Raw genomic sequence first — 19,374 nt, 5'->3', positions numbered from 1 at the left:
GCCCGCCCTCGGTGGAGGGCGGGCCCGCGTGGCGTCGGAAGATGAGACGGAGGACTCAGCCGAGGACGAGGCCGCGGTCGTCCGGGTCCACGGGGTGCGGCAGTCGGGACCAGCGCTCGAGCGACTCGTCGACCTCCTGCGCGCACGCACGCCCCTCGGCGATGGCCCAGACCACCAGGGAGGCGCCGCGCCCGGCGTCGCCGCACGCGAACACGCCCGGCTCGTCGGTCTCGTACCCGTCCTTCCGGGCCACGAGCCCGCGTGTCACGTGCACGCCGAGCTGCTGCGTGAGCAGCCCCTCCTCGATGCCGGTGAAGCCCAGCGCCAGCAGCACCAGGTCCGCCTGGACCTCGCGCTCGGTGCCCGCCTTGGGCCCGCGCGTGCCGTCCTCGCGGTACTCGGTCTCCGCCACGCGCAGGGCGCGCACGCGGCCGTGCTCGTCGCCGAGGAACTCGACCGTGGAGGCAAGGTGCGCGCGGGCGCCGCCCTCGGCGTCGGCCGTGGTCTGCTGGTGGACCTTGGGGATCGTGGGCCACGGCTGGTGGACGGGGCGCTCGACCGGCAGCTGCTGGCCGATCGCCAGCGTCGTCACGGACGCCGCCCCCTGGCGGTGCGCGGTGCCGATGCAGTCCGCGCCAGTGTCGCCGCCGCCGAGGATCACCACGTGGCGCCCCTCGGCGGAGATCTGGTCCGGGACCTCGTCGCCGGCGACCGCGCGGTTGGACTGCACGAGGTAGTCCATGGCGAGGTGGATCCCGTCGAGGCCGCGGCCGGGGACGGGCAGCTCGCGGGCCACGGGGGCGCCGGTCGCCACGATCACGGCGTCGAAGCGGGCCTTGAGCTGGTCCCAGGGCAGGTCGACGCCGATCTCCACGCCGGTGCGGAACCGGGTGCCCTCGGCCTCCATCTGCGCCAGGCGCCGGTCCAGGACGTCCTTCTCCAGCTTGAAGTCCGGGATGCCCAGCCGCAGCAGGCCGCCGAGGCGCTCGTCGCGCTCGTAGACCACCACGGTGAAGCCGGCGCGGGTGAGCTGCTGCGCCGCGGCCAGTCCCGCCGGGCCCGAGCCGACGACGGCCACGGTGTGGCCGTTCAGGCGGGCCGGCACGACCGGCTCGAGCCAGTCGTTGTCGAAGATCTGCTCCGCGATCGCCACCTCGGTCTGCTTGATGGTGACCGCGGGCTGGTTGATGCCCAGGGTGCAGGAGTCCTCGCACGGGGCGGGGCAGATCCGCCCGGTGACCTCGGGGAAGTTGTTGGTCGAGTGCAGTCGCGCGGCGGCCTCGTCCCAGCGTCCCCGCCGGACCAGGTCGTTCCACTCCGGGATGAGGTTGCCCAGCGGGCACCCGGAGTGGCAGAACGGGATGCCGCAGTCCATGCACCGGCCGGCCTGGGTGCGCACGATCGCCTCGTCCTGGCGGACGTACACGTCCTTGAAGTCCATGATGCGCACCGGCACCGGACGCGTGGGGCGCTCGACGCGCTCCCGGTTCTTCAGGAATCCGCGCGGATCAGCCACGGGTCACCTCCAGCAGTCGGTCCCAGACGGCCTCCCCGTCCGGGTCGAGTCCCTCGGCCGTCGCGGCCTGACGGGTGCGCAGCACGAGGTCGTACTGCCGGGGCAGGACGGTCGTGAAGCGGTCCCACGCGGCGTCGGCGGCGTCCCCGCCGGCCCGCAGGTCGGCGAGCAGCGCGGCGGCGACGGCGGAGCCCGTCTCCGCGCGGTGCAGCTCCAGCAGCTCGGCGATCCGCAGCCGGTCCTGCGCGGACGGCGCCTCGAGGATCAGGGCGTCCTCGCGGACGGCGAGTGGGTTCAGGTCCTCCCGGTCCAGGTCCAGCACCCAGGCCCGCCCGCCGGACATGCCGGCGGCGAGGTTGCGGCCGGTCTCGCCGAGGATCAGCGCCTCACCGCCGGTCATGTACTCCAGGCCGTGGTCGCCGATGCCCTCGGCCACCGCGGTGGCGCCGGAGTTGCGCACGAGGAACCGCTCCCCCACGCGGCCGCGCAGGAACAGCTGGCCCGAGGTGGCGCCGTAGCCGATCACGTTGCCGGCCACGGTGTTCTCCTCGGCCACGAACGGGGCCTCGGCGTCGGGGCGGACGATCACGCGTCCCCCCGACAGGCCCTTGCCGACGTAGTCGTTGGCGTCGCCCGAGAGCCGCAGGGTGACGCCGGCGGGCAGGAAGGCGCCGAGGGACTGGCCGGCCTCGCCCGTCAGGCGCACGGTGATCGTGTCGTCGTCCAGCTCGTCGGCGAGCCGCGTGCTCGTGACGTGGTAGCCCAGCAGCGTGCCCACGGACCGGTCCGTGTTCACGACGGCCTCGTCCATCACGACGGGCGTGCCCGTCGTGAGCGTGTCCCCCAGCCGGGCGATGAACCGGTGGTCGATGTGGGAGGCGAGGTCGTGGTCCTGCTCGGTGGTGCGGCGCATGGGCGCGTCCTCGTGGCCCGGACGCCGGCCGACGGAGGGGTCCGCGAGGATGCCCGAGAGGTCCAGGCCCTCGGACTTCCAGTGGTGCAGGGCCGCGTCCACGTCGAGCAGCTCGCGGTGGCCGATCGCCTCGTCGAGCGTGCGGAAGCCCAGCTGCGAGAGCAGCTCGCGGACCTCCTGCGCGATGAACTCGAAGAAGTTGACGACGAACTCGGGCTTGCCCGTGAAGCGCGCGCGCAGCTCGGGGTTCTGGGTGGCCACGCCCACGGGGCACGTGTCCAGGTGGCACACGCGCATCATGATGCAGCCGGAGACCACGAGCGGGGCGGTCGCGAAGCCGAACTCCTCGGCCCCGAGCAGTGCGGCGATCACGACGTCCCGGCCGGTCTTGAGCTGCCCGTCCACCTGGACGGTGACGCGCTCGCGCAGGCCGTTGAGCATGAGCGTCTGCTGCGCCTCGGCCAGGCCGATCTCCCACGGGGTGCCCGCGTGCTTGAGGGAGTTCAGCGGGGAGGCGCCCGTTCCGCCGTCGTGGCCGGAGATGAGCACGACGTCGGCGCGCGCCTTGGCGACGCCCGCGGCCACCGTGCCCACGCCGGACTCGGAGACGAGCTTGACGTGGACCCGCGCGGTCGGGTTGGCCCGCTTGAGGTCGTGGATCAGCTGCGCCAGGTCCTCGATCGAGTAGATGTCGTGGTGCGGCGGCGGCGACACCAGGGAGACGCCCGGGGTCGAGTGCCGCGTGCGGGCGACCCACGGGTACACCTTGGTCCCCATCAGCTGGCCGCCCTCGCCGGGTTTGGCGCCCTGGGCCATCTTGATCTGCAGGTCGGTCGCGGTGGCCAGGTACAGGCTGGTGACGCCGAACCGGCCCGAGGCGATCTGCTTGATCTTCGAGCGGCGCTCCGGGTCCAGCAGGCGCTCGGGGTCCTCGCCGCCCTCGCCCGAGTTCGAGCGGGCGCCGAGGCGGTTCATGGCGATCGCGAGGGTCTCGTGCGCCTCCTGCGAGATGGAGCCGTAGGACATCGCGCCGGTGGAGAAGCGGCGCACGATCGACTCGACGGGCTCCACCTCGGAGACGGGCACCGGCGGCCGCTCGCCCGTGCGCAGGCGCATGAGCCCGCGCAGGGTCATGAGCTCCTCCGCCTGGTCGTCCACGCGACGCGTGTAGTCCTTGAAGACGTCGTAGCGCCGCTCCCGCGTGGAGTGCTGGAGGCGGAACACGGTCTCGGGGTTGAACAGGTGCGGCGCGCCCTCGCGCCGCCACTGGTACTCGCCGCCCACCTCGAGCTCGCGGTACGGGTTGATGTCGTTGCCGTCCGGCGGATACGCGAACTCGTGGCGCGCCTGGATCTCGGCGGCGACGACGTCGATGCCCACGCCGTCGAGCGGGCTCGTGGTGCCCACGAAGTAGCGGTCCGCGAAGCGCCGGGACAGGCCGAGCGCCTCGAACGTCTGGGCGCCGGTGTAGGAGGCGACCGTGGAGATGCCCATTTTGGACATGATCTTCTGGACGCCCTTGCCGAGCGCCTTGATCAGGTTCGCCACGGCCTGCTCGGCGGTGACGCCCGAGACCTCTCCCGTGCGCACGAGCTCCTCGGCGGACTCCATGGCCAGGTACGGGTTGACCGCGGAGGCCCCGTAGCCGAGCAGGACGGCCACATGGTGGACCTCGCGCACGTCGCCCGCCTCGACGATCAGCGAGCTCTTGGTGCGGTTGGCCGAGGCCAGCAGGTGGTGGTGCACGGCGGAGGTCAGCAGCAGGGACGGGATCGGCGCCCACTGGGCGGTGGCGCCGCGGTCGGACAGCACCACGTACTCCACGCCGCGGTTGACGGCGGCCGAGACCTGCTCGCAGATCGCCTTCAGCTGGGCGCGGAGCTCCTCGACGCCTCCGGCCACCCGGTACACGCCGTTCACCTTGAGGGTCAGGCGGGTGCCGTCGGCGTCGCGCAGGTGCTGGATGCGGGCCAGCTGGTCGTTGTCGATCACGGGGAACGGGACGTCGACCTGGCGGGTGCGCACCTGCTCGAGGGAGAGCACGTTGCCCTGCGGGCCGATCGCGGTGCGCATCGAGGTCACCTGCTCCTCGCGGATCGCGTCGAGCGGCGGGTTCGTCACCTGGGCGAAGGACTGCACGAAGTAGTCGAAGAGCAGCCGGGGCCGCTTGGCGAGGACGGCGATGGGCGTGTCCGTGCCCATCGCACCGAGCGGCTCGGCGCCCGTCTGGGCCATCGGCCCGACGAGGATGCGCAGCTCCTCCGAGGTGTACCCGAAGATGCGCTGACGCTGCAGGATCGACTCAGAGGTGTGGCGGACGTGCTCGCGCTCGGGGAGCGACTCCAGGTCCAGGAGGTTCTGGCGCACCCAGTCCTCCCACGGCTGGGCGGAGGCGACCTCGGCCTTGATCTCGTCGTCGCCGATGATCCGGCCCTGCTCGGTGTCCACGAGGAACATGCGCCCCGGGGCCACGCGCCCCTTGCGCACCACCGCCGAGGGCTCGATCGGCACGACGCCGACCTCGGAGGCCAGGACGACGAGGCCGTCGTCGGTGACCCACCAGCGGGCGGGGCGCAGGCCGTTGCGGTCCAGCACGGCGCCCACCTGGGTGCCGTCGGAGAAGGCGACGGCGGCCGGTCCGTCCCAGGGCTCCATGAGCATGGAGTGGTACTGGTAGAAGGCGCGGCGGGCCGGGTCCATGGTCGCGTGGTTCTCCCACGCCTCCGGGATAATCATCATGATCGCCTGGGTGAGCGGGCGCCCGGAGAGCATGAGCAGCTCCGCGACCTCGTCGAAGGAGGCCGAGTCCGAGCCGATGGGGCTGATCAGCGGGAACAGGTCCTCGGGGACCTCGCCGAGCATCGGGTGCTTGAGCTGGCCCTGACGGGCGCGCATCCAGTTGCGGTTGCCCTTGACCGTGTTGATCTCGCCGTTGTGCGCGATGGTGCGGAACGGCTGGGCCAGCGGCCACGAGGGGAAGGTGTTGGTGGAGAACCGCGAGTGGACCACGCCCAGCCGGGTGGTGAACCGCTCGTCGGAGAGGTCCGGGTAGAACGGCTCCAGCTGGGCCGTCGTCAGCATGCCCTTGTAGACGATCGTCTGGGACGAGAGCGAGGGGAAATAGACGCCGGCGCGGGACTGGGCGCGGCGGCGCACCCGCCACGCCCGCACGTCCAGCGACTGCCCCGGCTCGGTGCCGTCCTGACCGTCCGCCAGGGACAGGAACAGCTGCTCGAACGCGGGCATGGCCGCCCGGGAGCCGACGCCCAGGGCCGAGGGGTCGGTGGGCACCTCGCGCCACGCCAGGACCTGCAGCCCCTCCTCCTCGGCCAGCCGCTCGACGGCCTCCTTCGCCTCGGCGCGCTCGCCGTCGACGGGCGGCAGGAAGGCGGTGCCGGCGACGTACTCGCCCACGGGGGGCAGCTCGGCGTCGACGACGGCACGGAACAGCTCGTCGGGGATCTGGGTCAGCAGGCCGGCGCCGTCGCCGGTGCCCTCGTCGGCGCCCACCGCCCCGCGGTGCTCGAGCGCGCGCAGGGCGGTCAGCGCGTGCTGGACGATGTCGTGGCCCGGGGTGCCCCGCAGGGTGGCGATGACGGCGAGGCCGCAGTTCTCGGTCTCCCGGGACGGGTCGTAGAGGCCCTGGGCGGCGGGGACGTCCGCATAGCGGACGAAGGGATCCACCGGTCCCCCCGCGCGGGGGGCCGAGGCGGGCGAGGATGCCACGGGCATGGTGCCGTCCTTTCCGGAGAGCAGGGTTCGGACGGGGACGGCGCTGGCCCCGACGCTCGGGGCCGACGGCCCCGAGGTGGAAGAGACGCTACCGGGCGCGACGTCCCACTGTGCGGAACCGGACGTTCTGTGACACGCCGAATGTCCACCATGTGGGACACCGGGGCCCCGGGCGCCCCTCGCGGGCGCGCCGGGGAGCGGGTCAGCGCCGGACGGCGTCGTCCTCCGCCGCGCCCACGGCGTGGGACCCGGAGCGGCCCGCGGGGACGGCGGCGCCGTCGTCGCCCTCGGGGGCGTGCCCGGCGCGCCACACGCTCTGGTGGGCGTGGGGGCCGGCGGCCGCGCCGCGATGGCGCAGCAGGATCCCGACGATGAACGCGAGGGCGATGACGAACACCAGCAGGGACGTCCACACGTTGAGCCGCTGGGTGACGCCGAAGAGCGTGACCATCTCGGCGTCGTCGATGCGCAGCATCTCGATCCACGTGCGGCCCGCGGTGTACCAGGCGACGTAGGACCACAGCATGAGGCCGTGGCGCAGGTGCAGCGCGCGGTCCACGAGGAGCAGCAGCGCGACCCCGGCCAGGTTCCACAGGCACTCGTAGAGGAACGTGGGGTGGAACAGCGTGTCCGGGGCGTAGCCGGCCGGGAAGTTCGGGCTGGCCGGGTCGACCTCGAGCCCCCAGGGCAGGGTCGTCGGGCCGCCGAAGAGCTCCTGGTTGAACCAGTTGCCCCACCGGCCGATGGCCTGGGCCAGCAGGATGCCCGGCGCGACGACGTCGCCGAAGGCCGTCAGCCGCAGCCCGTAGCGGCGGCACGCGATCCACGCGCCCACGGCGCCGAGGGCGATCGCGCCCCAGATACCGAGTCCGCCGTTCCACACGTACAGGATCTGGATCGGGTCGCCCGTGCCGTCGAAGCCGGGCCCGAAGTACCGGTCCGGTGAGGAGAACACGTGGTAGAGCCGCCCGCCCACGAAGCCGAACGGGATGGCCCACAGGGCGATGTCGAGCACGCGGTCCTCGGGGCCGCCGCGGGCGCGCCACCGGCGCTCGGCGAGCCACAGGGCCAGGACGATGCCCAGGATGATGCACAGCGCGTACGCGTGGATCTTCACCGGGCCCAGCTGGAACCCGTCCCACCCGGGGGCGGGGAAGGCGGCGAGCGGGGCCAGGGCGGCGGTCACCCTCAGCCCTCTCGGACCGTGCCGGCCGCGAGCTCGCGGGTCAGCGTGCCCACGGCCTGCGGCCCGCCGTCCGTCAGCGCGCGCACCAGGGCCGTGCCGACGATCGCGCCGTCGGCGTAGGCGCCGATCTCGCGGACGTGCGCCGCCTGGGAGACGCCGAGGCCGACGCACACGTGCTCCGCCCCGGCATCCTGGGCCCGGCGGACCACGGTCTCGGCGACGGTGGACACCGCGTCGCGGGTGCCGGTGACGCCCATGACCGACACCGCGTACACGAAGCCGCGGGAGGAGTCGACGGTGAGGCGCACCCGCTCGTCCGTGGACGAGGGCGCGGTGAGGAACACGCGGTCCAGGCCGTGACGGTCCGAGGCCTCCATCCAGGCGCCGGCCTCCTCGGGCACGAGGTCAGGGGTGACGAGACCGGCGCCCCCGGCCTCGGCGAGGCGGCGCGCGAACTCGTCGACGCCCATGCGGTCCACGAGGTTCCAGTACGTCATCACCAGCACCGCGGCGTCAGTGCGCTGGGTCACCCGTCGGATGATGTCGAAGACGTCGGCCACGTGGAAACCCGCCTGCAGGGCGGCCTGGGTCGCGGCCTGGATCACGGGGCCGTCCATCACGGGGTCCGTGTAGGGCAGGCCCAGCTCGATGACATCGGCGCCGTTGTCCGCGGCGGCGACGACGGCCTCGACGCACTCGTCCACGGACGGGTAGCCGGCCGGCAGGAAGGCGACGAGGCCGGTGCGGCCGGCCGCCTTCGCGGCATCCAGGGCCGCGGCGGTCTTGGAGTGCACGGTCATGCCGGTCACTGCTCCTCTCCGGGGGTCATCTCCTCGAGCGGGTCCTTCTCCTCCGTGGCCGTGCCGAGGCCGAACCAGGCCGCCGCGGTGGCGACGTCCTTGTCCCCGCGGCCGGAGAGGTTCACGATGATGATCCGCTCCTGACCCTCCGGGGCGTCCGGCCCCACGAGGCCCTCGTCCGCCCAGCGGCGGGCCAGGCGCAGCGCGCCGGCCAGGGCGTGGGCCGACTCGATGGCGGGCGTGATGCCCTCGGTGCGCGTGAGCCGGAGGAAGGCGTCCATGCACTCGGTGTCCGAGACCGGCTCGTAGACGGCGCGGCCCGTGTCGTGCAGGAAGGCGTGCTCCGGGCCGACGGCCGGGTAGTCCAGGCCCGCGGAGATCGAGTGGGAGTCGATCGTCTGCCCGTCCTCGTCCTGCATCAGGTACGTGCGGGCGCCGTGCAGCACGCCGGTGCGTCCGAGCGTGATGGACGCGGCGTGGCGGCCGGTCTCGAGGCCCTCGCCGCCGGCCTCGAAGCCGTAGAGCTCCACCCCAGGGTCGTCGAGGAAGCCGTGGAACAGGCCCATCGCGTTGGACCCGCCGCCCACGCACGCCGCGACGGCATCCGGCAGGCGGCCGGCCTGCGCCAGGATCTGCTCGCGGGCCTCTTCGCCGATCACGGAGTGGAAGTAGCGCACCATGGCGGGGAACGGGTGCGGGCCCGTGACCGTGCCCATCAGGTAATGCGTGGTGTCCACGGAGGCGACCCAGTCCCGCAGGGCCTCGTTGATCGCGTCCTTGAGGGTGCGGGCGCCGATCGCCACGGGGATCACCTCAGCGCCGAGCATCTGCATGCGGGCCACGTTCAGGGCCTGGCGGCGGGTGTCCTCCTCCCCCATGTACACGGTGCACTCCATGCCGAACAGCGCGGCCGCCGTCGCCGTGGCCACGCCGTGCTGGCCGGCGCCGGTCTCCGCGATCAGACGCGTCTTGCCCATGCGGCGGGCGAGCAGCGCCTGGCCGATCACGTTGTTGATCTTGTGCGAGCCGGTGTGGTTGAGGTCCTCGCGCTTGAGGAAGATGCGCACGCCGGGGGTGTCCGCGGCGAACCGCGGCACCTCGCTCAGCAGGGAGGGCCGGTTCACGTAGTCCCGGAACAGGGTCCGCAGCTCGGCCTCGAAGGCGGGGTCCTGCCGCGCCTCCTCGTAGGTGCGGGTGAGCTCCTGCAGCGCGGCCATGAGGGACTCGGGCATCCACTGCCCCCCGTAGTCGCCGAAGTAGGGCCCGGCCTGACCCTGATACGGCCCCTCGAACTCGATCGCGGGCTCGGTGCTCGGACGGTCGGCGCTCATGGCGACCACGCTCCTCGGGTCTGGTTCGGTCAGCGGACGGTGAGGGACGCGGCGCGGAACGCGCGCAGCGCCTCCTCGGGGGCGCCGTGGCGCACGAGGGCCTCGCCCACGAGCACGACGTCGGCGCCCGCGGCGGCGTAGGCCTTGATCTGCTCCTCGGACTCGACGCCCGACTCGGCGACCCGGACGACGTCCTCGGGCAGCCCGTCGGCCAGCGCGGCGTAGCGGGCCGGGTCGACGTCCAGGGTCTTGAGGTTGCGCACGTTGACGCCGAGGATGCGGGCGCCGGCGGCGACGCCGCGCTCGATCTCCTCGGGCGTGTGGGCCTCCACGAGGGCGTGCATGCCCAGGGACTCGGTGAGCTGCAGGAAGCCGGCCAGCTCGGCGTCGTCGAGGGCGGCCACGATCAGCAGGACCAGGTCGGCCCCGTGGGCGCGGGCCTCGTGGATCTGGTACTCGGTGACGGTGAAGTCCTTGCGCAGGACCGGCAGATCGACGGCGGCGCGCACGGCGTCCAGGTCGGCCAGGCTGCCGCCGAAGCGGCGGGCCTCGGTGAGCACGGAGACGGCGCTGGCGCCGCCGCGCTCGTACGCGCGGGCCAGGGTGGCCGGCTCGGGGATCTCGGCGAGCGCGCCCTTGGAGGGGCTCGCCCGCTTCACCTCGGAGATCACCCGGATCCCCGCGGGGTCGGTGCGTCCGCCGTGCAGGGCCGCGTGGGCGTCACGCGGCGCGGGGGCGGCGGCCACCAGCTCGGCCAGGCGCGCCTCGGGCAGGGCACGGCGACGTGGCTCGAGGTCCTCGCGGACGCCGTCGATGATCTCCTGGAGGACGGACACGCGGATCAGTGACCGTGCTGGCCGCGACCCGCGCCGGCCTTGCCGGCGACGATGCCCACGACGACGCCCACGGCCATCAGGGCCACGCCGATCCAGACGACGACGCTCCAGTCGGCGAGCAGGCCGACGCAGCCGGCCACGAAGCCGACGAGCACGAGCGCCACCATGGCCCACGCGCCGGGCGAGTTGCCGTGGCCGGGCAGCTCGAGGTGGGTCGGGTCGTTGAGCACCAGGCCGTCCTCGGTGACGACGACGTCCTCGACGGCGCCGCGGCGGGCGGCGCGACGGGTGGTGGGCTCGGTGTGCGCGGTGTTCGCGGTGTGGCTCATGGCTGTCCCTCACTGGTGCGTGGTGTACATGACGACTGTCCCTCATTGTGCCATGCGGGCACGGGGCCGGGCCCGCGTGACCCGGGACGACCCGGGCGGTGCGGGGCGGTCCGAGAGACGGGCGCTCACGTGGGGTCGTTGCCGCGGGACAGCTCGTCCCACGCGTCCATCTGGTCCACGCGCCGGCGCTGGGCCGCCTCGCGGGCGGACTGCGCGGGCTGCTCCCCGGCGGCGGCCGGGCCGGGCTCGGAGGCCGCAGGCGCCTTCTCGTAGCGCCGGGACGAACGCCAGCCACGGCCCGCCAGTGCCGCCACGACGCCGCACAGCGCCGCGAGGACGCCGCCAGCCGCCGCGACCCACGGCCACGCCGTCACGGCGTAGTCCTGCGCGAGCGCAGTGGTCCCGGTCGCGTCGGCGACCGCGGCGGCCGCCGTCGTCGCCGGATCCAGGGCGGCGGTGACCGAGGTCGAGGCGATCACGACCCCAGCCAGCGCCATGAGCACGCCGACGATCACGGCGCCGAGGCGCCGGGCGGTGGTCAGGGCGAGGGCACCGGCCATCACGACCAGGGCCATGGCGGTGGCGACGGGCGCGGCGGCGCCGCCCGACGTCGTCGCCTCGGAGGCGATCCCGCCGGACAGGCCCGTGGCGGTCACCCAGGTGCGGCCCGCCGTGAGCAGCACGAGCGCGCCGGCGGCCAGCGCGGCGAGGACCACGGTGCGGCGGCGCATCACGCCTGCCCCAGCTCGCCCGCGGTCAGCACGGACCGCAGCGGCGCCGTCGCCTTGGTGACGGTCTCGGCGGTCTCGGCGTCGGGATCGGAGTCGGCGACGATGCCGGCGCCGGCCTGCACATGTGCCTGGCCGCGGTGCAGCGTGGCCGAGCGGATGTTGATCGCCATGTCCATGTTGCCCGCCAGGTCGAAGTAGCCGACGACGCCGCCGTAGGGCCCGCGCTCGGTCGGCTCCCACTCGTCCAGCAGCTGCAGGGCGCGGGGCTTCGGGGCACCGGACAGCGTGCCAGCGGGGAAGGCGGCGCGGAGGACGTCGAGCGCGTCGACGTCGTCGCGCATGCGGCCCTCCACATGCGAGACCAGGTGGAGGATGTGGCTGAACGCCTCGAGCTCCATGAACTGGGTGACCTCGACGGTGCCGGGGCGGCACACGCGCGAGAGGTCGTTGCGGGAGAGGTCCACGAGCATGAGGTGTTCGGCCCGCTCCTTCTCGTCCTCCAGCAGGTCCTTGCCGAGGAGGCGGTCGTCCTTCTCGGTGGCCCCGCGCCGCCGTGAGCCGGCGATCGGATGGGTGACCACGCGGCGGTCCCGCACGGTCACGAGCGCCTCGGGCGAGGAGCCCACGATCTCGTACGGCTCCCCGTCCGGGGTCTCGAAGGAGAAGAGGTACATGTAGGGGCTCGGGTTCACCATGCGCAGGACGCGGTACACGTCCAGACCGGTGGCGTCCGTGGTGACCGAGAGGCGGCGGGAGACGACGGCCTGGAACACCTCGCCGTCGCGGATCGCCCGCTGGGCCTTCCCGACGGCCTCCCGGAAGCCTTCGGCGCCCCACCGGTCCTCGGCCTGGGCGGCGACCTCGTCCGCGTCCGCCTCGAGCCAGCGGCGCGGGACGTCGCTGACCGGGTCCGCGGCCGGGGCGGTCAGGCGCTCGACCATGGCGTCCAGACGGGCGAGCGCGTCGTCGTAGGCGCGGTCCGCGCCGGTGGCCAGGCCGTTGCCGTTCACCGCGTTGGCGATCAGCGTCACGGTGCCGTCCAGGGCGTCGTGCACGGCCAGGTCGGTGACGAGGTTCATCGCGAGGTCGGGCAGGCCGAGGTGGTCCTCGGGCGGGTGCGGCAGGCGCTCCCACGCGCGGACCGTGTTCCACCCCAGGAAGCCGGCCATGCCGGAGACGAGATGCGGCAGGACGCCTCCGACCTCGGCGCGCACGTCCGTGCTCAGCAGGCGCAGGCACGCCGCGAGCACGTCCAGGGCGCGGCCCTGCGTGGGCAGCCCCTCGGGCGGGGTGCCCTGCCAGTGCGCCTCGCCGTCCCGCGAGGTCAGGGTGACGGCTGAGCCGGCCCCGATGAAGCTGTACCGGGACCACGCCGCGCCCGGGGTGGCGGACTCCATCAGGAAGGTGCCGGGGCGGGAGCCGGCCAGGCGCCGATGGATCGCCAGCGGCGTGAGGCCGTCCGCCAGCACCGTGCGGACCACGGGGATCACGCGGGCGGTGTCCGCCAGACGCAGGAACTCCGCACGGGAGGGAGTGGTGGCGGCGGTCATCGGGCGGCCTCCTCAGGGTCGACGGCGGCCGGCGGCATGACGAGCTCGCGGCCGGTGAAGCAGGTGCGGGTGCCCGTGTGGCAGGCGGGGCCGGTCTGGTCCACGGTGAGCAGCAGGGTGTCGCCGTCGCAGTCCGCGTGGACCGCGCGCACCCGCTGCAGGTGGCCCGAGGTCTCCCCCTTGCGCCACAGCTCGCCGCGCGAGCGGGACCAGTAGGTGGCCCAGCCGGTCTCGAGCGTCGCGCGCAGGGACTCCTCGTTCATCCACGCCATCATGAGCACCTCGCCGGTGCCCTCCTGCTGGGCGATGGCGGGCACCAGGCCCCGGTCGTCGAAGGTCACGGTGGCCACGAGGTCGTCGGGCGGGGAGATGCTCATGGAGGTCCAGTCTAGGGAGCCGGAGATGGGCGTGGCCGACGGGGTCAGCGGACGGTGTGCCCCGCCTGCCGCAGGGCGTCCTTGACGCGGGCGAGCATGTCGTCCGGGCCGAAGTGGAACAGGGAGGCGGCGAGCACCGCGTCCGCACCGGCCGCGACGGCGGGCGGGAAGTGCTCGGGCTCGCCGGCGCCGCCGGAGGCGATCAGCGGCACCCGCGTCACGGCGCGCACGTCCCGGATCATCTCCAGGTCGAAGCCCTCGCGGGTGCCGTCCGCGTCGATCGAGTTGAGCAGGATCTCCCCCACCCCGCGCTCGGAGGCCTCCCGGCACCAGGCGACGGTGTCGATGCCGGTGCCCCGGCGGCCGCCGTGGGTGGTGACCTCATAGCCGGAAGCGCATCCCGGGTCCTCCGTGCGCCGGGCGTCGAGGGAGAGCACGAGGACCTGGGACCCGAAGCGCCGGGTGATCTCCGTGATCACCTCGGGCCGGGCCACGGCCGCGGTGTTGACGGAGACCTTGTCCGCCCCCGTGCGCAGCAGCCGGTCCACGTCCTCGACGGTGCGCACGCCGCCGCCCACGGTCAGCGGGATGAAGACCTCCTCTGCCGTGCGGGTCACGACGTCGTAGGTCGTGGCGCGGTCCGAGGTGGAGGCGGTGACGTCGAGGAACGTGATCTCGTCGGCGCCCGCGGCGTTGTAGCGGCGAGCGAGCTCGACCGGGTCGCCCGCGTCCCTCAGGTTCTCGAAGTTCACGCCCTTGACCACGCGCCCGGCGTCCACGTCCAGGCAGGGGATGACACGCACGGCGAGGCTCACGTCGGCTCCTTCGTCTCGGGGGGCTCGGGCGGGACGGCGCGGGCCGTCAGAGGCGGATCGCGTGGATCGCGGAGATCAGGATGCCGCGGGCGCCCAGGGCGTACAGCTCGTCCATGACGCGGTTGGCGTCCGGCTTGCGGACCATGGAGCGCACGGCGACCATCGTCTCGTCCCGCAGCGGTGAGACCGTCGGTGACTCCAGCCCCGGGGTGACCGCGGTGGCCGCCTCCAGCAGGTCACGGCGGATGTCGTAGTCGATCATGACCCAGCGGCGGGCCACGAGCACGCCCTTGAGGCGGCGCAGCAACACGTCGAGGCCCTCGGGGCGCTCCCCTGCGCGGCCGATCAGCACGGCCTCCGAGTCGAGGATGGGCTCGCCGAAGACCTCCATGCCGGCGGCGCGCAGAGTGCTGCCGGTCTCCACGACGTCGGCGATCGCGTCCGCCACGCCGAGCTTGACGGAGGACTCCACGGCGCCGTCGAGGTGGACCACCGTGGCGTCCAGGCCGGTGCGGGCCAGGTAGTCGGAGAGCAGGCCGTCGTAGCTCGTGGCGATGCGCTTGCCGGCGAGCTGCTCGGCGGAGGTGAAGGAGCCGACGGGGGCAGCGAGACGGAACACGGAGCGGCCGAAGCCGAGCGCCATGATCTCCTCGGCGGTGTCCCCCACCTGCGCGTCGCAGAACAGGTCGCGGCCGGTCAGGCCGACGTCGAGGGTGCCCTGGCCGACGTAGACGGCGATGTCCCGGGGACGCAGGTAGAAGAACTCGACGTTGTTCTCGGGGTCCACGAGGACGAGCTCGCGGGAGTCCCGGCGTTGCCGGTAGCCGGCCTCGGTCAGGATCTCGCGGGCGGACTCGGACAGGGCGCCCTTGTTGGGCACGGCGATGCGCAGCACGCGTCGGTCTCCTCGGGGTGCGGTGGGGCGGGCGGGGAACGGGGCCGGCGGCCTCAGAGGTGGCGGTAGACGTCCTCGAGGCTGATGCCGCGGGCGATCATCATGGTCTGCACGTGGTACAGCAGCTGCGAGATCTCCTCGGCGGCGGCCTCATCCGACTCGTACTCGGCGGCCATCCAGACCTCGGCCGCCTCCTCGACGACCTTCTTGCCGATCGCATGGACGCCGGCGTCGATCTGGGCCACGGTGCCGGAGCCCTCGGGGCGCTCCTGCACCTTGCGCGTCAGTTCCGCGTACAGCTCGTCGAAGGTCTTCACGGCACCACCCTAGCGACCCGGCCCCTCCAGCCTGGACCGCAGTCGGTCATTGTGACGGACGGGACGGCGAGGCCCTCGCCACGCGCTGCACATGTGAGCCCACGTGGGACGTGCCGGCCGCTCAGCGTCCTCCCCCTCCCATGTCTGCACGTTCCTTCACTCCCATCGGGGCACGCGCGCGAGGCGGCCGTGGACGTGGGGATGACGGGCTGAACGTGCCCGTCCGGTCCGCACGCATGGCCCGGGCGACCTCCGACAGGTGGGCACGACACGCTCGTTTCTGACCCCAGCGACGACACCGCTCCTTGCACACCTGAGACACCACCAGGTCGATCACTGCCCCGAACCCCGCCCGGGCCCACCGCACCAGATCTCTTCCGCGACGCACACATCCATCTCGTCGACTGTCCACGCGTCCGGGCCTCGGGTCCAGGCCCTGGAGGTCACCGGCGGGCGGCGCGGCCGCGCCCACGTCGCCGACGGGGAACAGGAATGATGCGGCGAGAGGATCTGGGGGTAGCCGTCGTGGCCCTCCTCCCCCTCCCGGACGAGGAGCAGAGCCCCGCGCTCGGACCCGCGAACTGGAGCATGACCCACCACGATGAAGGCGACCCATCCCGTCCCGCACACCGAGTGAGCGCCCGGTTGCAGCGAGCGCAGAAGATCCTCTCCCGCTGGCGGGTGGCCACGGGCAATGCGGTGGAAGGCATGGAATGGGAGCGGGATCCCGGTGATGCGCAGCTCGTGGAGATGGCTCGGCTGCCCAGCAGTGCCGAGCTGCCCAGCGCTGGAGCCTGGCTTCCGGGGCTGGAGATCCTCATGGGCCTTCGTCGCAGACCTGGTGCCGGGCCCCCTCAACCACCGGCTCGCCACGTGCTCGTTCTATCGGGAGAAGGCTTCGGCGCCCGTCCCCTCGGCGCGTCGCCATGCTCGCCCTGACGTGAGCCGACGTTCGTGGGTGCGGGGCGTCGGCCGACTCCCACGGGGGTGGCCTCACACGCACCCGACGGTCTGTCCCACCACGTCTCAGACCCTCCGACACTTCTGTCCAACAGCTCGGTTTGGGACCGTTTCTGTGGACTTGATCAGTAAGTGGCGTGCTTCTGTGAGTCAGTAGGTGGCGCTAGCCGGTGACCAAGGTGCTGGCGGCAGCTTCGATGACGTCGTCGGTGATGGTGTCGAGTTGGTTGATCTTCAGGACGCGGCCGATCTGAGGGAATAGCCGTTCGAGGAGGCGGAAGTTGCCGCGGGTGATGCGTTCGATCGCGGCGATGGCCTGCGCGTCGGTGAAGTCTTCGGGGTCGAGGGTGCGGCCGAGGCGTTTCCAGTGACGAGTCAGAACGAACAGCAGCTCCTCTTGTGCGAGGGCGCGGTAGCGGTGGGAGAAGCCGAGGCGGCTGTAGAGCTGGGGGTAGTGGCGGAAACGCTGGTCGATGCCGGGCATGCCGATGAACATCAGGGCGACGTGGTGGCGATCGTGGAGGTCCCGTAGGAGCTCGAGTGCTGTCGGGGTGAGTCGCTCGGCTTCATCGATGATGATCAGTTCGGTGAAGTCGATGGTGCGGGGCACCACCGTGGTCGTGATCTTGCCGATCTCGCAGAGGTGTTCGTAGATCAGGATTCCCACTTTTGCACGGTAGAACTCGATATCGCGCATGAGGTCACGGTGCTTGGGGAGGACCTCGGGGGTGTAGAAGACGGTGCGGGAACGGTGGGCGGCCGCGTAGTGCTTCAGGTCGGCATCGCTGCGCGGCCCCCAGTCCTGGATGAAGGGCTCGAGCATGTCCCAGTGGGCGTATCTGCGGGCCGACTGGGTCTTGCCGACGCCTGCCTCCCCATGGCAGATGCCGATGGTGACGTCCTTGCGGATGGCGCCTGCGAACTCGGTGAAGCGGCGGTGCTCCTTGGTGACGATGAAATCGCGACTCATCTACTCGTCCTCTTCGTAGGTCCGTAGCTGCTTCCGCTTCCGCTGTGCGGGAGGTGGTGGCGCGGGTGGTTCTGGCTGGGATCGATTGGCGGCGGGGATGCGGTCGTTGATGCCCCGGCGGAGTTCTCGTCGGCGGGCCCGGCGCGCGGTCTCTATGTCATGGAGGCTGTACCGCTGGTTGGGGTGGGCTTCATCGATCGCCGTGCACACGAAGGTGTCGTGGTCATAGACACGGATCTCGGAGAGGTCGCGAGGGTCATAACGGATGGTGATGGTGCGCCCGACGAAGGGGGCGAGCGTGGGTGAGAGGTAGCGCTGTCCTTGGAAGTGGATGCCGTCCCGCTGGATCGTGCGGTGCTTGGAGACTCGCAAGAGGAGGCCGTCGAGCTCCTCGAGGCTCTCGGGCATCCTCGGCATCCACCCCTCACCGATCCAGGCCGCTTTCGGGCTCGTACGAATTGCAGCATGCGTGCGCTCGTTGTACTGGCCGACAAACTCCCCGATCGCTCGGTCCAATCCGGCCAGCTCCAGGGCGGGCACAGCCTGAGGGTGGCCCGGGGTGAGATGTCCAGGCAAGGTCGCGAGCACTTCGGTGTTGACGGTCTGGAAGAACCGCTCGATCTTGCCTCTGCCTTGGGGCCGGCCGACGGTGGAGTGGATGATGCGGATCTTCAAGGCGATCGCCGTGTATTCGAGATGGTGACTGGTGAAGTCACTGCCGTGGTCGACGTAGAGAGCGTCGGGGATGCCGCACATCGACCAGGCCGGATCGTTCTTGGGCCAGATCGCCTGGCGTAGCGCCAGTGCGGTGTTCATCGCTGAAGGGGCTCCCTCGAAGACCATGTACCCGCAGATCGCCCGCGAGTAGTCGTCCATGATCGTGGTCAGCCAGGGCCGTGAGGGTCTCCCGCTGGGGTCCTTGATGAGGATGTCGAGCTCGGTGTGGTCGGCCTGCCACAAGGCATTGGGGTGTTCGGCACGGTGGAGGTACACGAGTTCGTGGCGGTCCCGGTAGGAGGCTGGGCCCTCGAGTGCGAGGGTCACCATGCCGGGATCCAGTGCCTGCACGATCGAACGCACCGTCGCGTAGCTCGGGGGCTTCTTGCCTGTTCTCGAGGCCTCGGCCGCTGCCAGGCGATGCAGTGTGGCGATGCTCGGGCGTGGTCTGGTCAGTGCCAGGTGCTCCACGAACACCACCAGCTCAGGCGCAGTACGCCGTGCGCCGGCGTCGGCGCGCGGTGTCCGTTCGAGAGCGGCGACGCCACCGGCTCGATAGGCGGAGTGCCAGCGTGAGAGCGTGCGTGTGCCGATCCCGGTCTCGCGCGCAAGGCTCGCTAAGGGGATGCCGTCTTCGATGTGGAGCCGCAGAATGTTCCACTTCTGCGGCCCGTCCATGTCAAGCCTGCTTGACACTCTCGCGAGCGGCCGTGTTCCGCTGGTGGCGGTAGAGCGTCGCCCGTGACCACCCCACGAGACGCGCAGCCTCCTCGGCCGTGCGCCCCTTCGCCCGTTCTTCGGCGGCGATTGCGAGCTTGCGATCTACGACCTCGGGGTTCACGGGCGGTCGACCGAACTTCGTTCCCTGGGCCCGGGCCGCGGCGATGCCGGCGTTGACGCGCTCGGTGATCAGCTCCCGCTCATACTCCGCCAGCGTTGCCAGCATCCCGAGCATCAGCCGTCCCGACGAGGTCTCGGGGTCGATCCCATCGGAGACGGATTGGATCTTCACGCCGCGGTCTCGCAGCAGGTTCACGGTATTGAGCACGTCGATCAGAGATCGCCCCAGCCGATCGATCCTCCACACCACGACCGTGTCCTCAGGCTCTGCGTAGGACAGGAGCTTCTTCATGCCCGGACGCTCTGCCGCGCTCTTCGCGCCGGACGTTACATCCGAGAACACATCCCGCCGCTGCACCCCAGCCGCGAGGAGAGCGTCGAGCTGCAGCGCGGGATCCTGCCCCGCCGTCGACACCCGTGTGTACCCCAGAAGCCTCATGACGTGATCATGCCTCATAAATCATCTTCACCGGAAGGTCTGAGACAGAACGCGGCGCGACGACTTCGCGAGACACTCCCGGCCTCCCGTCGACCCAGCTCGCGCCGGCCCCGTGGTCGC

The 19,374-nt window shown here is 72.1% G+C and carries 16 protein-coding genes; all 16 read right to left on the bottom strand.

All coding sequences use genetic code 11. The annotated features are described in order from the left end of the window. Nucleotides 1-55 precede the first annotated feature (55 nt). On the bottom strand, nucleotides 56-1,516 hold the full coding sequence (locus AC3RJ9_RS05195) for a glutamate synthase subunit beta (RefSeq protein WP_010078754.1): 1,461 nt from the start codon (nucleotides 1,514-1,516) through the stop codon (nucleotides 56-58). Further along, on the bottom strand, nucleotides 1,509-6,161 hold the full coding sequence (gene gltB / locus AC3RJ9_RS05190) for a glutamate synthase large subunit (RefSeq protein ID WP_123243865.1): 4,653 nt from the start codon (nucleotides 6,159-6,161) through the stop codon (nucleotides 1,509-1,511). Before gltB ends, AC3RJ9_RS05195 begins: the two co-directional genes overlap by 8 nt. A 202-nt stretch (nucleotides 6,162-6,363) precedes the next feature. After that, nucleotides 6,364-7,347, bottom strand: a complete 984-nt coding sequence (gene lgt, locus AC3RJ9_RS05185; protein WP_044658967.1) for a prolipoprotein diacylglyceryl transferase — start codon at nucleotides 7,345-7,347, stop codon at nucleotides 6,364-6,366. Between the two features lie 2 nt (nucleotides 7,348-7,349). Beyond that, nucleotides 7,350-8,156, bottom strand: a complete 807-nt coding sequence (trpA, locus tag AC3RJ9_RS05180; protein ID WP_049147612.1) for a tryptophan synthase subunit alpha — start codon at nucleotides 8,154-8,156, stop codon at nucleotides 7,350-7,352. After that, nucleotides 8,153-9,478 carry a tryptophan synthase subunit beta gene (gene trpB, locus AC3RJ9_RS05175; RefSeq protein ID WP_070709870.1) on the bottom strand — a complete coding sequence of 442 codons (1,326 nt, stop codon included), beginning with the start codon at nucleotides 9,476-9,478 and terminating at the stop codon, nucleotides 8,153-8,155. The genes trpA and trpB overlap by 4 nt, the downstream gene beginning before the upstream one ends. A gap of 29 nt (nucleotides 9,479-9,507) precedes the next feature. After that, nucleotides 9,508-10,314 carry an indole-3-glycerol phosphate synthase TrpC gene (gene trpC / locus AC3RJ9_RS05170; protein ID WP_049146874.1) on the bottom strand — a complete coding sequence of 269 codons (807 nt, stop codon included), beginning with the start codon at nucleotides 10,312-10,314 and terminating at the stop codon, nucleotides 9,508-9,510. Between the two features lie 5 nt (nucleotides 10,315-10,319). Further along, the gene (locus AC3RJ9_RS05165; RefSeq protein WP_036338645.1) at nucleotides 10,320-10,643 is read right to left on the bottom strand and encodes an HGxxPAAW family protein; all 324 of its coding nucleotides are present in this window, start codon (nucleotides 10,641-10,643) and stop codon (nucleotides 10,320-10,322) included. Between the two features lie 125 nt (nucleotides 10,644-10,768). Further along, complete coding sequence (locus AC3RJ9_RS05160) at nucleotides 10,769-11,374, bottom strand: Trp biosynthesis-associated membrane protein (RefSeq protein WP_036338648.1); 606 nt, start codon at nucleotides 11,372-11,374, stop codon at nucleotides 10,769-10,771. Beyond that, nucleotides 11,374-12,924 (bottom strand): chorismate-binding protein, encoded by a 1,551-nt coding sequence (locus AC3RJ9_RS05155; RefSeq protein ID WP_123243866.1) that lies wholly within the window; start codon nucleotides 12,922-12,924, stop codon nucleotides 11,374-11,376. The genes AC3RJ9_RS05160 and AC3RJ9_RS05155 overlap by 1 nt, the downstream gene beginning before the upstream one ends. Next, complete coding sequence (hisI, locus tag AC3RJ9_RS05150; protein WP_020627973.1) at nucleotides 12,921-13,301, bottom strand: phosphoribosyl-AMP cyclohydrolase; 381 nt, start codon at nucleotides 13,299-13,301, stop codon at nucleotides 12,921-12,923. The genes AC3RJ9_RS05155 and hisI overlap by 4 nt, the downstream gene beginning before the upstream one ends. 44 nt (nucleotides 13,302-13,345) lie before the next feature. Next, entirely contained in the window at nucleotides 13,346-14,116 is a 771-nt protein-coding gene (gene hisF / locus AC3RJ9_RS05145; RefSeq protein WP_049146869.1) for an imidazole glycerol phosphate synthase subunit HisF, read from the bottom strand. A 46-nt stretch (nucleotides 14,117-14,162) separates the two neighbouring features. Beyond that, nucleotides 14,163-15,011, bottom strand: a complete 849-nt coding sequence (hisG, locus tag AC3RJ9_RS05140) for an ATP phosphoribosyltransferase (RefSeq protein ID WP_036315380.1) — start codon at nucleotides 15,009-15,011, stop codon at nucleotides 14,163-14,165. 53 nt (nucleotides 15,012-15,064) lie between these two features. Then, nucleotides 15,065-15,328 carry a phosphoribosyl-ATP diphosphatase gene (locus AC3RJ9_RS05135; RefSeq protein ID WP_010078767.1) on the bottom strand — a complete coding sequence of 88 codons (264 nt, stop codon included), beginning with the start codon at nucleotides 15,326-15,328 and terminating at the stop codon, nucleotides 15,065-15,067. A 1,123-nt stretch (nucleotides 15,329-16,451) separates the two neighbouring features. Then, nucleotides 16,452-17,258 carry an AAA family ATPase gene (locus tag AC3RJ9_RS05130; RefSeq protein WP_036313271.1) on the bottom strand — a complete coding sequence of 269 codons (807 nt, stop codon included), beginning with the start codon at nucleotides 17,256-17,258 and terminating at the stop codon, nucleotides 16,452-16,454. Further along, nucleotides 17,259-18,653 (bottom strand): TnsB C-terminal domain-containing protein, encoded by a 1,395-nt coding sequence (locus tag AC3RJ9_RS05125; protein WP_119217308.1) that lies wholly within the window; start codon nucleotides 18,651-18,653, stop codon nucleotides 17,259-17,261. A gap of 1 nt (nucleotide 18,654) precedes the next feature. Continuing rightward, nucleotides 18,655-19,254, bottom strand: coding sequence for a recombinase family protein (locus tag AC3RJ9_RS05120; RefSeq protein WP_101963414.1), 600 nt, complete (start codon nucleotides 19,252-19,254; stop codon nucleotides 18,655-18,657). Nucleotides 19,255-19,374 lie beyond the last annotated feature (120 nt).

This window comes from Micrococcus sp. 63XJN7_6_ISO-PGPR-S23-444 (assembly GCF_058072765.1).
The sequence above is the reverse complement of the archived record's forward strand: the minus strand, read 5'-3'. Positions and strand labels throughout refer to the sequence as shown.